The organism is Sulfitobacter sp. 1A15106, from assembly GCF_043556995.1.
GTDB lineage: Bacteria > Pseudomonadota > Alphaproteobacteria > Rhodobacterales > Rhodobacteraceae > Sulfitobacter > Sulfitobacter faviae.
The window spans coordinates 154398-168590 of record NZ_JBIFFM010000004.1 but is presented as its reverse complement, the minus strand read 5'-3'; the positions used below and the strand labels follow the sequence as shown (position 1 = coordinate 168590).

13 protein-coding genes are annotated in these 14193 nt (G+C 62.6%); 10 read left to right on the top strand and 3 right to left on the bottom strand.

What is annotated here, in order from left to right; all coding sequences use genetic code 11:
• Positions 1-27: 27 nt before the first annotated feature.
• From mdh to ACGYKA_RS07830, 3 genes are all read right to left on the bottom strand, one after another.
• Positions 28-990 carry a malate dehydrogenase gene (gene mdh, locus ACGYKA_RS07840; RefSeq protein WP_394410806.1) on the bottom strand — a complete coding sequence of 321 codons (963 nt, stop codon included), beginning with the start codon at positions 988-990 and terminating at the stop codon, positions 28-30.
• A 155-nt stretch (positions 991-1145) separates the two neighbouring features.
• Positions 1146-2261, bottom strand: a complete 1116-nt coding sequence (locus ACGYKA_RS07835; protein ID WP_394410809.1) for a PRC-barrel domain-containing protein — start codon at positions 2259-2261, stop codon at positions 1146-1148.
• Between the two features lie 177 nt (positions 2262-2438).
• Positions 2439-2765: a hypothetical protein gene (locus tag ACGYKA_RS07830; RefSeq protein ID WP_394410812.1), complete on the bottom strand. Its 327-nt coding sequence runs from the start codon at positions 2763-2765 to the stop codon at positions 2439-2441.
• Positions 2766-3069: 304 nt separating this feature from the next.
• Here ACGYKA_RS07830 and ACGYKA_RS07825 point away from each other — a divergent pair, with 304 nt between their 5' ends.
• The 10 genes from ACGYKA_RS07825 to odhB all read left to right on the top strand — a co-directional run bounded on the left by ACGYKA_RS07825 (position 3070) and on the right by odhB (position 14137).
• The gene (locus ACGYKA_RS07825; RefSeq protein ID WP_394410818.1) at positions 3070-3936 is read left to right on the top strand and encodes an HpcH/HpaI aldolase/citrate lyase family protein; all 867 of its coding nucleotides are present in this window, start codon (positions 3070-3072) and stop codon (positions 3934-3936) included.
• Positions 3933-4490 (top strand): NnrU family protein, encoded by a 558-nt coding sequence (locus ACGYKA_RS07820; protein ID WP_394410820.1) that lies wholly within the window; start codon positions 3933-3935, stop codon positions 4488-4490. Before ACGYKA_RS07825 ends, ACGYKA_RS07820 begins: the two co-directional genes overlap by 4 nt.
• A 14-nt stretch (positions 4491-4504) precedes the next feature.
• Positions 4505-4708 (top strand): DUF1737 domain-containing protein, encoded by a 204-nt coding sequence (locus ACGYKA_RS07815; protein ID WP_067261906.1) that lies wholly within the window; start codon positions 4505-4507, stop codon positions 4706-4708.
• Positions 4708-5739 carry a MaoC family dehydratase gene (locus ACGYKA_RS07810; protein ID WP_394410822.1) on the top strand — a complete coding sequence of 344 codons (1032 nt, stop codon included), beginning with the start codon at positions 4708-4710 and terminating at the stop codon, positions 5737-5739. The genes ACGYKA_RS07815 and ACGYKA_RS07810 overlap by 1 nt, the downstream gene beginning before the upstream one ends.
• 223 nt (positions 5740-5962) lie before the next feature.
• Positions 5963-7156, top strand: a complete 1194-nt coding sequence (sucC, locus tag ACGYKA_RS07805; RefSeq protein ID WP_067261910.1) for an ADP-forming succinate--CoA ligase subunit beta — start codon at positions 5963-5965, stop codon at positions 7154-7156.
• A gap of 134 nt (positions 7157-7290) precedes the next feature.
• A complete protein-coding gene (locus ACGYKA_RS07800) occupies positions 7291-7584 on the top strand; it encodes a hypothetical protein (protein WP_322329219.1) in 294 nt (97 codons plus the stop codon).
• A 73-nt stretch (positions 7585-7657) separates the two neighbouring features.
• Positions 7658-8344, top strand: a complete 687-nt coding sequence (locus ACGYKA_RS07795) for a hypothetical protein (protein ID WP_271689340.1) — start codon at positions 7658-7660, stop codon at positions 8342-8344.
• 52 nt (positions 8345-8396) lie between these two features.
• Positions 8397-9284 carry a succinate--CoA ligase subunit alpha gene (sucD, locus tag ACGYKA_RS07790; RefSeq protein ID WP_067261915.1) on the top strand — a complete coding sequence of 296 codons (888 nt, stop codon included), beginning with the start codon at positions 8397-8399 and terminating at the stop codon, positions 9282-9284.
• Between the two features lie 305 nt (positions 9285-9589).
• Positions 9590-12550, top strand: coding sequence for a 2-oxoglutarate dehydrogenase E1 component (locus tag ACGYKA_RS07785; protein ID WP_271689339.1), 2961 nt, complete (start codon positions 9590-9592; stop codon positions 12548-12550).
• Positions 12551-12553: 3 nt separating this feature from the next.
• On the top strand, positions 12554-14137 hold the full coding sequence (gene odhB, locus ACGYKA_RS07780; RefSeq protein WP_394410824.1) for a 2-oxoglutarate dehydrogenase complex dihydrolipoyllysine-residue succinyltransferase: 1584 nt from the start codon (positions 12554-12556) through the stop codon (positions 14135-14137).
• The last annotated feature ends 56 nt before the right edge of the window (positions 14138-14193 follow it).

Genomic DNA, 14193 nt, shown 5'->3' with positions numbered 1-14193 from the left:
CGCTTTCGAACGCATATGCCTTGAGGCTTAGGCGAGGCTCTCGTCGATGCCTTTGCAAGCTTCGACCAGACCTTTGACCGCGCTAACGGAGTTGTCGAACATCGCCTGCTCGTCTTTGTTCATCGAAATTTCGACGACACGCTCAACACCGCCTGCGCCGATCACGGTGGGCACGCCCACGTAGAAGCCGTTCAAGCCGTAGGCCCCATCGACATGCGCCGCCGCGGGCAACACGCGCTTTTGGTCCTTGAGGTAGGCTTCAGCCATCTCGATCGCCGACGTGGCAGGCGCGTAGAAGGCCGAACCGGTCTTCAGCAGGCCAACGATCTCGGCACCGCCATCACGGGTGCGCTGCACGATCGCGTCTAGCTTGTCCTGTGTGGTCCAGCCCATCTTGACCAGATCCGGCAGGGGGATGCCTGCGACGGTGGAGTAACGCACCAGCGGCACCATCGTGTCGCCGTGACCGCCCAGAACGAAGGCGGTGACGTCTTTCATCGAGACGTTGAATTCGGTCGCGAGGAAGTGGCGGAAACGCGCGCTATCGAGCACGCCAGCCATGCCGCAAACCTTGTTGTGCGGCAGGCCCGAGAATTCGCGCAGCGCCCAGACCATCGCATCAAGCGGGTTGGTGATGCAGATCACGAAGGCGTCGGGGGCGTGTTTGGCGATGCCCTCGCCCACGGATTTCATAACCTTGAGGTTGATGCCCAAGAGGTCGTCGCGGCTCATGCCCGGCTTGCGCGCCACACCGGCGGTGACGATGCAGACATCCGCGCCGGCGATGTCGGCGTAGTCTTGGGTGCCCGACATGGTGGCGTCGAACTTGCCTGAGGGGCCCGACGACGCGATATCGAGAGCTTTGCCCTCAGGGGTGCCCTCGGCAATGTCGAACAGGACGACATCGCCCAATTCTTTCAAAGCTGCGAGATGGGCAAGAGTGCCGCCGATTTGCCCCGCGCCGATAAGCGCGATTTTGGGTCTGGCCATGGTCATGTCTCCGACAGAGGTTTCATTTGCGCCGGAGATACCGAAATGCACGGTCCCGTGCAAGTTGCAGCATTGGCGGGCGGCTAACCCCTGCCCTCACCACGAAAAAGGCCGCCCCGGGGGGGCGGCCAATTGCTAAACCTTAAGGCGAAGAATTAGTCGCCTTGGTACTCAGGCTGCGATTCCAGACGCTCTTCGGTGCTGTCGATGTAGATGCGCACGTCATCGCCTTCCACGTTTTGCAGAACCTGAAGTTCATCAAATGTCACGGCCACCGGCTTTTCGCCCAGACCAAGGAAACCGCCCACGTTGATGACCACACGGTCAATCTGGCCGTTGTCGCCGATCAGCAGGGTGTCGATCTCACCCACGGTTTCGTCGTTGGCACCATAGACATAGGAGCCTTCAAGGTCTTCGGCGCTCATCTGCTCAATCATCTCGGCTTCGGCATTGGCATAACCTTCACGCTCAACTTCGGGGCGCGGCAGCAGTTCACGCTCAACGGTTTCGTCGCCTGTGATCACGGTGGTGTTGGTTTCGGCTTCGTTGACAGCTTCTTCTGTCTCGGCTTCGGCGTTCTCCATCATGGTTTCGGCTTCTTGCGCCATTTCCTCGGATTCGGCCTCTACATCATTGGCCATCTCTTCGGTTTCGGCTTCAAGGTTTTCGGCCGCGTTCTCGGTGTCTTGCGCCAGTTCCTCGGTCTCGGCCTCTACGTCATTGGCCATTTCCTCGGTCTCGGCTTCGACATCGTTCGCCATCTCTTCGGCTTCGGTCTCGCCATTGATGACGGTGACGTTCGCGTCAGTCTCGTTCATGGCGTCGCCTTCCATCCGCTCGCCATCCATCATGGGGCGTTCGAACTCAGGCGCCTGCTCCAGCATCTCTTTCGAGGTGTTCACAACGAGGAAGCGCTCGCCGCCTTCGTCGTTCAGGATGCGAATCTTGTCCATGGAGATGGAAACGTCACGTTCGCCCATGCCAAGGAAGCCGCCGATGCCGAGGATCACGGCAGTCACTTCGCCGTCCTGCGACACGATGATGTCGTTAATCTCGCCAATATCATCCCACTCCTGCTCGGCGCCATCGGCAACGGGGGTTGCCGCGTCAACTTCGGCTTCGGAGTTGTAGATGCGCATGCCGATCAGGTCGGATGCAAGGAAATCTGTCTGCTCTACGGCAACGTTGCCAAAGCCTTCGGAATGCGCGTCAGCAAAGGCTGCGCCGGTCATGGTCAATACGATGGCCGTCGTGCTCAGAAAACGTTTCATTGTAGGTCTCCTTCCAAAAATGAGCGTTGCTTGCTCTTCTGGAACCACAACCCGGATGGCCCTCTCCAGTTCCACGGCGGCACAAATAAATGGCGAAACTTCGCCCAAGCAGCGGCAAGCCCCAAACATAGAAAAGGCGGCCCCAGGCCGCCCGCGCTTTCCCGATATATTCCGCCCTCAGGCGTCTTCGCCCTTGGCGGGCAATCCCTCAGCCAGCGCCTCGAACCCCTGCCCCGAGGCAACCAGACAGGTGATCCCGTTCACGCCAGTCACCGTGATCGTCCAACTGCCCGTCTGGTCAGAGGCGAAAACCTCAACCACTGCGTTGTCGCCGCCCAACCCCATCGACTGACGCGTCTCGCCATAGCCGTCGGCCAGCCGCAGCACCACATGATCGCGCGGCGCGCAATTGCGCGGCGTCTGCGCCTCGGTCGTGGTGGCCAGCACAATCGCCGAAGCCGCGGTGAGCGCCGCGAGGTGAAGAAATTTAACGAAACCTGTCATAGCATCTGCCTTCGCATCGAAAGGCGTGATCCTTGGGGGATGGCAATGCGCCGTCTTTCGCACCGGCCCCCAAAGCAGCCTTGGTTGAAATGACTGCATCCGCTGCGCTGGAAACTGCGGCAGATGCGATGCAACTGACAGTGCGCCCCAAGGCTGAAAGACTGGTTAATCCGCCGCGCGGAAATCACCGCAACAGCTTCGCTGCGTCGCGGCATGTTTTGCCTTGAAGTTTTCGCACAAAAATGCCCCTCTGTGCGCAATAATGTTAGGCGGCCAGCACGCCGCCCTGCTTGAGGAGACTTTCATGACCGCCACAACCCGCCCCCTGCGTTCCGTTCTCTACATTCCGGGCTCCAAGCCCCGTGCCTTGGACAAGGCCCGCGGATTGGCCTGCGACGCGGTGATCTTCGACCTCGAAGATGCCGTCTCCCCCGATGAGAAGGTCGCTGCACGTGAAACATTGGCCGAGGCACTGGCCGAAGGCGGCTACGGCGCGCGGATGCGGGTGGTGCGGATCAACGGGCTCGATACCGAATGGGGCGCCGATGACGCCCGCGCCGCCGCCGCGATGAACCCCGATGCGATTCTCCTGCCCAAAGTCGGCTCCCCCGCCGATCTCGAAGCGCTGGCCGAGATCGTGGGCGACATCCCCCTTTGCGCGATGATGGAAACCCCCGGCGCGATGCTCAACGCCGCCGCCATCGCCGGACACCGCCAGTTGCAGGCGATGGTCATGGGCACCAACGATCTGGCGAAAGACCTGCAAACCCGCTTCCGCCCCGACCGGCTGCCGCTGATGACCGGCCTCGGGCTTTGCCTGCTGGCCGCCAAAGCGCATGGCGTGGCGATCATCGACGGGGTGTATAACGCGTTCAAAGACGAAGACGGCCTGCGCGCCGAATGCGAACAGGGCCGCGACATGGGTTTCGACGGCAAAACGCTGATCCACCCCGCGCAGCTCGACATCGCGAATGCCGCCTTCACCCCGTCAGAGGAAGAAGCGGCCCTCGCCCGCCGCCAGATCGACGCCTATGAAGAGGCACAGGCCGCAGGTCAGGGCGTGGCGGTCGTCGATGGTAAAATCGTGGAAAATCTCCATGTTGCCACCGCCCGCGAAACACTGGCAAAACTGGCGGCAATTGCAGCCATGAGCCCGGAGCCTTCGCCATGACAATCCTCATCCTCGGCCTGATCCTTTGGATCGGGGCCCATCTCTTCAAACGCCTGATGCCTGCCCAACGGGCGCAGATGGGCACCGCGGGCCGGGGCGCGGTGGCCGCCGCATTGGTCGTGGCGCTGGCCCTCATCATCTGGGGCTACCGCGCGGCGGAGTTCATTCCCGTTTGGAACCCGCCCAGCTTCCTGACGCACATCAACAATCTTCTAATGGTGCTGGCTTTCTGGGTCTTCGGCTCAAGTGCTGCTAAGGGCGCCAAAGCATGGCCCGCCTATAAAACCCGCCACCCGCAACTGCTGGCGGTGAAGATCTGGGCCACGGCACACCTTCTGGTCAACGGCGATCTCGCCTCCATCCTGCTCTTCGGCACCATGCTCGGCTGGGCGGTGAGCGAGGTGATCCTGATCAACCACGCCGAGCCGGGCTGGACACCCCCGCCCCAGGCAGGCCGCGCCACCTATATCCGCCTCATCGTGATCTCAACGATCCTCTTCGTTCTCGTCGCCGGCATTCACACATGGCTCGGCGTCATCCCCTTCCCCCATTGATCCCGGAGCCTTCCATGAAAGTTTACCGATTCCTCTCCGAAGAAGACACATCCGCCTTTTGCCACAAAGTCACCGATGCGCTGAACAAAGGCTGGGAGCTTTACGGCTCTCCCACCCAAACATGGGACCACAAGGCCGGGGTCATGCGCTGCGGCCAAGCCGTGGTGAAAGACGCCCCCGGCACCTATTCGCCCGACACCAAATTGGGCGAGCAGTGATGAGCAAGACCAACCGGGGCCGCTTTTTCGAAGACTACAAACTGGGCGAGGTGCTGCATCACGCGGTGCCCCGCACAGTCGGCGCGGGCGAACGCGCGCTTTATCACGCGCTCTACCCCGCCCGGCACGCGCTCTATTCCGCCGACAGTTTCGCCCAGTCCTGCGGGCTGAAGGCCAGCCCGCTCGACGATATGATCGCCTTTCACATCGTCTTTGGCAAAACCGTGCCGGATGTCTCGCTCAATGCCGTGGCCAATCTGGGCTATGCCCAAGGCCGCTGGCTGCGCCCCGTCTGGCCCGGCGACACGCTGCGCGCCGAAAGCGAGGTCATCGGCCTCAAGCAAAACTCCAACGGCAAGACCGGCGTCGTCTGGGTCCGCACCACCGGGTTGAACCAGAATGACGAAAAGGTGCTCGACTATGTCCGCTGGGTCATGGTGCGCAAAGGCGACCTCGACGCCCCCGCGCCCGAGACCATAGTGCCCGACCTGCCCGATGCGCTGAGCGTGGATCAATTGCACATCCCGCAGGGCCTCGACTTCTCCAATTATGACTTCGCCCGCGCCGGGGAGCCGCACCGCTGGGGCGACTACGCCGTGGGTGAAAAGATCGACCACGTTGACGGCGTCACGATCGAAGAGGCCGAGCACATGATGGCCACGCGCCTGTGGCAGAACACGGCCAAGGTGCATTTTGACACCTCCGCCCGCCCCGATGGCTCGCGGCTGATCTATGGCGGTCATGTGATCTCCATGGCCCGCGCGCTGTCCTTCAACGGGCTGGCCAACGCGCAGATGGTCGTGGGGCTGAACGGCGGCGCCCATGCCAACCCCTGCCTTGCGGGCGATACCGTGCGTGCCTGGACCGAAGTGCTCGACAAGGCCGAGACGTCGGCCCCCGGTGTCGGCGCGCTGCGTCTGCGCCTTGTGGCGACCAAAGGCGGCGCCCCCTTCGAGCTGCGCGACGAGGTCGGAAAATACCGCCCCGAGGTTTTGCTTGACCTCGATTACTGGGCGCTCATGCCGCGCTAAACAGCCGGTCCGCCCCTTCGGTGGGGCGCCCTATCCCCCCTTATTCAAGCAAGAATCAGCCGATTCGGAGCCGCTGAGCGGAAATGTGATCACACCTATTTATCGTGTGATCACAAAACTCATTTTTAGCTGGCCAAACCCGGCTTTCTCCGAAAAAACCCTTACAGGAACGAAAGTCATCCCCATACTACGGGGCAACTGGAACAGAAACGGGACCGTTTTCATGAACATCCACGAATATCAGGCAAAAGCCCTCCTGCGCAGCTATGGCGCCCCTGTCTCCGACGGCCGCGTTGTGCTGAAGGCAGAGGACGCCAAGAACGCAGCCGGCGAAATGGACGGGCCCCTCTGGGTTGTCAAAGCGCAGATTCACGCAGGCGGTCGCGGCAAGGGCAGCTTCAAAGAAGCCGCCGCTGGCGAAAAGGGCGGCGTGCGCCTTGCCAAATCCGTGGAAGAAGCGGCCGAGGAAGCCAAGAAGATGCTGGGCAAAACACTGGTCACGCACCAGACCGGCCCGGCAGGCAAGCAGGTCAACCGCATCTACATCGAAGACGGTTCCGACATTGAGCGTGAGCTGTACCTCGCCCTGCTGGTCGACCGTCAGACCAGCCGCATCTCCTTTGTCTGCTCCACCGAAGGCGGCATGGACATTGAAGAAGTCGCCGAAGCGACACCTGAGAAAATCCTCAGCTTCTCCGTCGACCCGGCCACCGGCTACCAGCCCTACCACGGTCGCCGCGTTGCCTTCTCGCTGGGTCTTGAGGGCGCCGCCGTCAAGCAATGCGTCAAGCTGATGGGTCAGCTCTACAAAGCCTTCATCGAGAAGGACATGGAGATGCTGGAGATCAACCCGCTGATCGTCATGCCCGGCAACGAACTCAAGGTGCTGGACGCCAAAGTCGGCTTCGACGGCAACGCCATGTACCGCCAGCCCGACATCGCCAACCTGCGCGACGAGACCGAGGAAGACGCCAAGGAACTCGAAGCCTCCAAGTATGACCTGAACTACATCGCGCTCGACGGTGAGATCGGCTGCATGGTGAACGGCGCGGGTCTGGCGATGGCCACCATGGACATCATCAAGCTCTACGGTGCGGAGCCTGCCAACTTCCTCGACGTGGGCGGTGGCGCGACCAAGGAGAAGGTGACCGAGGCGTTCAAGATCATCACCTCCGATGAGAACGTCAAAGGCATCCTCGTCAACATCTTCGGCGGCATCATGCGCTGTGACGTCATCGCCGAAGGCGTTGTCGCTGCGGTGAAAGAGGTCGGCCTGCAAGTGCCGCTGGTTGTCCGTCTCGAAGGCACCAACGTCGAAGAAGGCAAGGCGATCATCAACAACTCCGGTCTCGACGTCATCGCCGCCGACGACCTGAAAGATGGCGCGCAGAAGATCGTGAAAGCGGTCAAAGGCTAAGCCTTTTTGGCCGTTCCCGCAGGGCACGGCGCCCCGCGGGCATGGCCGATATCACCGTTCCCGCCGCCCCTTGGCGGCGGGGGCAGATGCGACGACACCGCGCCGCGCCCACCCGATCACGCAATGAGGTCAGTATGGATCAATCTCCCAAATCCTCCCCCGTTCTGACGGGTATTGCGCTATTGGGGGCGGGCATTCTGATCCGCCAATGGCAACCCGGCGCCCTGCGCCTGCCCGAACCGGTCAACCACCGGCGCCACGACCGCGGGTTACGCCGCGCCGCGCGGAAATCCCGTGACGGGCTGGCGATGATCCTGCCGTCGAACCTCACTGGCTCCATTGGCCGCAGCCTGATGATCATGGGCGCGGGTCTGCTGACCCTGCGGGTGCTGGACCTATTGGTCGATCAAGATGAGCAGCTTTACTGATGCCCGTGCTGTCGCTCGCCCCCTTTACCCAACATGCGGCCAAGCGCGACAGCGCCCCGCGAAAGGCGGGCCTATGACACAGGCGTTTGCCTCTTCCCGCGCGGGCTGGTGGGTGATCCTTGCCCTGATCCTGGCCTTTGCCGCGCAGATGGTCGTCGTGAACGGCCTGCCCGCCGCCACCCAAACCACGCTACTGGCCGAAGGCGGCTTTTACGAAAGCCTCTCCGTCGTGGGTTACATCCTTTGCATTCTCGCATTGGTCTGGACCCTGCGCGGCGCGGTGCAGCGGGTCTGGTATCTGCCGCTGGTACTCGCGGTCATGGCGGCGCGTGAATTGGACCTCGACAAAAGCCTGTTCACCCGCGGCCTGTTCAAAGCCCGGCAATATACTGGTGAGGGCGTCCCGCTGGGCGAAAGGCTGATCGCCGGGTTGATCCTTGCGCTGATCGTCACCGCCATCCTGCTGATGCTCTGGCGTCACGCCCGGCCCTATCTCACGGCTCTGTTTCGGGGCCGCGCTTGGGCGGGGGCCGTCCTGCTGGGGATCGGTTTCACCGTCGCTTACAAACTGCTCGACGGCATCGCGCGCAAACTCGCCCCCTTGGGGATCGAGGTCAGCGCCGATGCCGAACGCACCGCTTTCGTCGTCGAGGAGATCGGGGAGCTTGGCATCCCGGTCATGTTCCTCGTCGCCATCCTGCTGTGGCCCGGCCCTGCGCCTGCCACGGCCCATCCCACCAACCGGGCGCACCGCGTCTGACGCCCCCGGGGCCTGCCCCCGGGATTAAACATCACCGACCAAGGAAGAAATCATGGCCGTACTAGTCAACGAAAACACCAAAGTCATCTGTCAGGGTCTGACCGGCTCGCAGGGGACGTTCCACACCGAACAGGCCATCGCCTATGGCACCAAGATGGTCGGCGGCGTGACACCGGGCAAAGGCGGTCAAACGCATCTCGACCTGCCGGTCTTCAATTCCGTGCACGAAGCCAAACACGCGACCGAGGCCAATGCCTCCGTGATCTACGTCCCGCCGCCCTTCGCCGCCGACTCGATCCTTGAGGCGATCGACGCCGAGATGGAGCTGATCGTCTGCATTACCGAAGGTATCCCGGTGCTCGACATGGCCCGCGTCGCCCGTGCGCTCGAAGGTTCCAAGTCGCGCCTCATCGGCCCGAACTGCCCCGGTGTCATCACGCCCGATGCCTGCAAAATCGGCATCATGCCGGGCCACATCCACCGCCGCGGCTCCGTCGGCGTCGTGTCGCGCTCGGGCACGCTGACCTATGAGGCCGTCAAGCAGACCACCGACATGGGCCTCGGCCAATCCTCCGCCGTGGGCATCGGCGGCGACCCGATCAAAGGGACCGAGCATATCGACGTGCTGGAGATGTTCCTTGCCGATGACGAGACACAATCGATCATCATGATCGGCGAAATCGGCGGCTCCGCCGAAGAGGAAGCGGCACAGTTCCTCGCCGATGAGAAGAAGAAGGGCCGTTGGAAGCCCACAGCCGGTTTCATCGCAGGCCGCACCGCCCCTCCCGGACGCCGCATGGGCCACGCGGGCGCGATTGTCGCCGGTGGCAAGGGCGACGCGGAGAGCAAGATCGAAGCAATGAAAGAAGCCGGGATCGTAGTCGCCGACAGCCCCGCCACACTGGGCGAAGCGGTCAAAGAAGCGATCGACAAAGGCTGATGCCTGCCGGGCGGGCCACGGCCCGCCCATTGACCCACTCCGCAAAGCACTATGTTTTTCGGGGTCTTGATAAAAACCACCCGGCGCCGCCGACAGCGAAGGAGGGCAAGATGCACATTCAGACCGCGGTCAATCTCTGCCCGCTTTCGCCCGGCGCCGGCCCGCGGGCAAGCGCCCGAACCGGCGGCTTCGCAGGGCCCTGCACCTCCGCCTTCAATACCTATGGCCCCCCGCCCCGGGCCTGACTATAGACCGACCCTGATTCTGACCCTGTCCCGTCTGCCCCGCCGAACAAAGGTGACCCAATGACCGACCAACCCGCCAACGAACAATTCCACGCCTCTTCCTTTATGGAAGGCGACAACGCGGAATATCTTGAGGCGATGTACGCCCGCTATGCCAACGATCCCAACGCGGTTGACGAGGCATGGCAAACGTTCTTTGCGGCGATGGGCGATGACGCCGAAACCGCGCAGGCCGAGGCCGCTGGCCCCTCTTGGGCACGCCCCGATTGGCCCCCCGCCCCGCAGAGCGAGGTGATGGGCGCGCTGACCGGCGTCTGGCCCGAACCGACCGAGGCGAAGGCCGCAGGCGAGAAGATCAAGAAAAAGGCCGAGGAAAAGGGCGTGCCCGTTTCCGACGATCAAATCCGCGCCGCCGTGCTCGACAGCATCCGCGCGCTCATGCTGATCCGCGCCTACCGCATTCGTGGCCACCTCGCCGCCACGCTCGACCCTCTGGGCATGCGCGACATGGGCGAGCAGCCCGAGCTTGACCCCAAGTCCTACGGTTTCACCGATGCTGACATGGACCGCCCGATCTTCATCGACAATGTGCTGGGCCTCGAAGTGGCCACCATGAAGCAGATCGTCGGCATCGTCCGCTCGACCTACTGCGGCACCTTCGCGCTGCAATACATGCATATCTCCGACCCCGAACAGGCCGGTTGGCTAAAAGAGCGGATCGAAGGCTACGGCAAGGAAATCGCCTTCACCAAGGAGGGCCGCAAGGCGATCCTGAGCAAGCTGGTCGAAGCGGAAGGTTTCGAGAAGTTCCTCCACGTCAAATACATGGGCACCAAGCGTTTCGGCCTTGATGGCGGCGAAAGCCTTGTCCCGGCGATGGAGCAGATCATCAAGCGCGGCGGCCAGTTGGGCGTCAAGGACATCGTTATCGGCATGCCGCACCGGGGCCGCCTCTCGGTTCTCGCCAATGTCATGCAGAAGCCCTACCGCGCGATCTTTAACGAATTCCAAGGCGGCAGCTTCAAGCCTGACGATGTGGATGGCTCGGGCGATGTGAAATACCACCTCGGCGCGTCGTCCGACCGTGAGTTTGACGGCAACTCCGTGCACCTGTCGCTGACCGCGAACCCCTCCCACCTTGAAGCGGTGAACCCCGTGGTGCTGGGCAAGGTCCGCGCCAAGCAGGACCAATTGAACGACGAAGACCGCACCGCCGTCATGCCCGTGCTGCTGCACGGTGACGCGGCATTTGCGGGCCAAGGCGTCGTGGCGGAATGTTTCGCGCTTTCGGGCCTCAAGGGCCACAAGACCGGCGGCACCATGCATATCGTGGTGAACAACCAGATCGGCTTTACCACCGCGCCGCATTTCTCGCGCTCCTCCCCCTATCCGACCGACAACGCGTTGGTCGTCGAGGCGCCGATCTTCCACGTCAACGGCGATGATCCGGAGGCCGTGGTCCACGCCGCCCGCGTCGCGACCGAGTTCCGCCAGAAGTTCCACAAGGACGTGGTCATCGACATCTTCTGCTACCGCCGCTTCGGTCACAACGAAGGCGATGAGCCGATGTTCACCAACCCGGTGATGTACAAGAGCGTCAAGAAACAGAAAACCACGCTGAGCCTTTATACCTCGCGTCTGGTGGCCGACGGTCTGATCCCCGAGGGTGAGATCGAAGACATGAAGACCGCCTTCCAGAACCATCTGAATGATGAGTTCGAGGCCGGAAAAGACTACCGCCCGAACAAGGCCGACTGGCTCGACGGCAAGTGGTCCGGCATGGACAAAAAGAACAAGTCCTACCAACGCGGCAAAACCGCCATCGCCCCCGAAACGCTTCAAGACGTCGGCAAGGCGATCACCACCGCGCCCGAGGGCTTCCCCCTGCACAAGACCATCGGCCGTTTGCTCGACGCGAAAAAGAAGATGTTCGAAAGCGGTGAGGGCTTTGACTGGGCCACGGCTGAGGCGCTCGCCTTCGGCTCCCTGCTGACCGAGGGCTACAAGGTCCGCCTGTCGGGTCAGGACAGCACCCGCGGCACCTTCAGCCAGCGCCACTCGGCCTTCATCAACCAAGAGAACGAAGACCGCTACTACCCGCTGAACCACATCCGCGAAGGTCAGGCCGACTATGAGGTCATCGACTCGATGCTCAGCGAATATGCGGTGCTGGGTTTCGAGTATGGCTATTCGCTGGCCGAACCCAATGCGCTGACGCTCTGGGAGGCCCAATTCGGTGACTTCGCCAACGGCGCGCAGATCATGTTCGATCAGTTCATCTCAAGCGGTGAGAGCAAATGGCTGCGGATGTCGGGCCTCGTCTGCCTGATGCCGCATGGCTACGAGGGTCAGGGGCCCGAGCACTCCTCGGCCCGTCTGGAGCGTTTCCTCACCATGTGCGGCGGCGACAATTGGATCGTGGCGAACTGCACCACGCCCGCCAACTACTTCCACATCCTGCGCCGCCAGCTGCACCGCAGCTACCGCAAGCCGCTGATGTTGATGACGCCCAAGTCGCTGCTGCGCCACAAGCTGGCCGTCAGCAAGGCCGATGAATTCACCACCGGGTCGAGCTTCCACCGGGTGCTCTGGGATGACGCCGAAAAGGGCAACTCCGACACCAAACTGGTCGCGGATGACAAGATCAAGCGCGTGGTGATGTGTTCGGGCAAGGTCTATTACGACCTGCTGGAAGAGCGGGACGCCCGCGGCATCGACGACATCTACCTCCTGCGCTTCGAGCAGTTCTACCCCTTCCCCGCGCAATCCGCCGTGAAGGAGCTGGAACGCTTCAAAGGGGCCGAGATGATCTGGTGTCAGGAAGAGCCCAAGAACCAGGGTGCATGGTCCTTCATCGAGCCCAACATCGAATGGGTTCTGGGCCGCATCGACGCGAAACATGGCCGCGCCTCCTATGTGGGCCGCGCCACCTCGGCCTCGCCCGCCACGGGTCTGGCCAGCCAGCACAAAGCACAACAAGCCGCCCTCGTTGACGAGGCGCTGACCATCAAAGGAAAGTAAACCATGACAAGCGAAGTACGCGTCCCAACGCTGGGCGAATCCGTCACAGAAGCCACCGTTGCCACATGGTTCAAGAAACCCGGTGATACCGTCGCGGTGGATGAAATGCTCTGCGAGTTGGAAACCGACAAGGTGACTGTCGAGGTGCCCTCCCCCGTCGCAGGCACCCTGAGCGAGATCGTGGCCCAAGAAGGCGACACCGTGGGCGTCGACGCCCTTCTGGCCAATGTCAGCGAAGGCGACAGCGGTTCTGCCGCCGCGCCCAAGGCCAAGGAGGCCGCCGAAGACTCTGGCGCCGCCTCCCAGTCCGACCGTGGCGGCGATGCGCCCAAAGCCATCGACGCAGGCGCTACCGAAGTCGCCGCTCGCGAAGGTCAAAGCATCGACGTACAGGTGCCCACCTTGGGCGAGTCGGTGACCGAAGCGACCGTGAGCACTTGGTTCAAAAAGGTTGGCGACAAGGTCGAAGCCGATGAGATGCTCTGCGAGTTGGAGACCGACAAGGTCAGCGTCGAAGTCCCCGCCCCCGCCGCAGGCGTGCTGGCCGAGATCTTTGCCGAAGAAGGCAGCACCGTCGAAGCCTCCGCCACGCTGGCCGCGCTGACCACCGGCGCAGGCGCTGCCGCCCCCAAGGGTGAAGACGCCAAATCCGGTGCCGGTGCCGCGCCTGAGACCAAGCCCGCCGATGGCAAAGATGTCGAAGACGCGCCTTCCGCCAAGAAAGCGATGGCCGAAGCAGGCATCAGCCGCGATCAGGTCACAGCTTCGGGCCGTGACGGTCGCGTGATGAAGGAAGACGTGGCCAAAGCCGTGGCCGCCGGCGCCTCCGCGCCGAAAGCCGAGGCGAAACCCGCAGCACCCCGCGCTGCCTCCGCCCCCGATGACGCCGCCCGCGAAGAGCGCGTCAAGATGACCCGCCTCAAGCAGACCATGGCGCGCCGCCTGAAGGAAGCGCAGAACACCGCCGCGATCCTGACGACCTTCAACGAGGTCGACATGACCGAGGTCATGGCCCTGCGCAACGCCTACAAGGCCGACTTCGAGAAGAAGCACGGCGTGCGGATGGGCTTCATGTCCTTCTTCACCAAGGCCTGCTGCCACGCGCTGAAAGAGATCCCCGAGGTCAACGCCGAGATCGACGGCACCGACGTGATCTACAAGAACTACGTCCACATGGGCGTCGCCGCGGGCACGCCCACGGGTCTTGTGGTGCCGGTGATCAAAGACGCCGATGCGATGTCCTTTGCCGAGATCGAAAAGGCCGTGAACGCCATGGGCAAAAAGGCCCGTGACGGCAAGCTCACCATGGCCGACATGACCGGCGGCACCTTCACCATCTCCAACGGCGGCGTCTACGGCTCGCTGATGACCGCGCCCATCCTGAACCCGCCGCAGTCCGGCATCCTCGGCATGGCGAAAATTCAGGACCGTCCGATGGCGATCAACGGTGAGGTCGTGATCCGTCCGATGATGTATATCTCGCTCAGCTACGACCACCGCCTGATCGACGGCAAGGGCGCTGTGACCTTCCTCGTCCGCGTCAAAGAGATGCTGGAAGATCCGCGCCGTCTGTTGATGGATCTGTGATACTATGGGCGGGGGGCGACCCCCGCCCTATCTACCTGTGGACCCGTGGGTTTTCC

Excerpts from the sequence above, each read along its gene's own strand:
- mdh (WP_394410806.1), bottom strand. The coding sequence starts at position 990 with ATGGCCAGACCCAAAATCGCGCTTATCGGCGCGGGGCAAATCGGCGGC.
- odhB (WP_394410824.1), top strand. The coding sequence starts at position 12,554 with ATGACAAGCGAAGTACGCGTCCCAACGCTGGGCGAATCCGTCACAGAA.
- ACGYKA_RS07835 (WP_394410809.1), bottom strand. The coding sequence starts at position 2,261 with ATGAAACGTTTTCTGAGCACGACGGCCATCGTATTGACCATGACCGGC.
- sucC (WP_067261910.1), top strand. The coding sequence starts at position 5,963 with ATGAACATCCACGAATATCAGGCAAAAGCCCTCCTGCGCAGCTATGGC.
- ACGYKA_RS07810 (WP_394410822.1), top strand. The coding sequence starts at position 4,708 with ATGAGCAAGACCAACCGGGGCCGCTTTTTCGAAGACTACAAACTGGGC.
- ACGYKA_RS07815 (WP_067261906.1), top strand. The coding sequence starts at position 4,505 with ATGAAAGTTTACCGATTCCTCTCCGAAGAAGACACATCCGCCTTTTGC.
- ACGYKA_RS07785 (WP_271689339.1), top strand. The coding sequence starts at position 9,590 with ATGACCGACCAACCCGCCAACGAACAATTCCACGCCTCTTCCTTTATG.
- ACGYKA_RS07830 (WP_394410812.1), bottom strand. The coding sequence starts at position 2,765 with ATGACAGGTTTCGTTAAATTTCTTCACCTCGCGGCGCTCACCGCGGCT.
- ACGYKA_RS07825 (WP_394410818.1), top strand. The coding sequence starts at position 3,070 with ATGACCGCCACAACCCGCCCCCTGCGTTCCGTTCTCTACATTCCGGGC.
- sucD (WP_067261915.1), top strand. The coding sequence starts at position 8,397 with ATGGCCGTACTAGTCAACGAAAACACCAAAGTCATCTGTCAGGGTCTG.
- ACGYKA_RS07795 (WP_271689340.1), top strand. The coding sequence starts at position 7,658 with ATGACACAGGCGTTTGCCTCTTCCCGCGCGGGCTGGTGGGTGATCCTT.
- ACGYKA_RS07800 (WP_322329219.1), top strand. The coding sequence starts at position 7,291 with ATGGATCAATCTCCCAAATCCTCCCCCGTTCTGACGGGTATTGCGCTA.
- ACGYKA_RS07820 (WP_394410820.1), top strand. The coding sequence starts at position 3,933 with ATGACAATCCTCATCCTCGGCCTGATCCTTTGGATCGGGGCCCATCTC.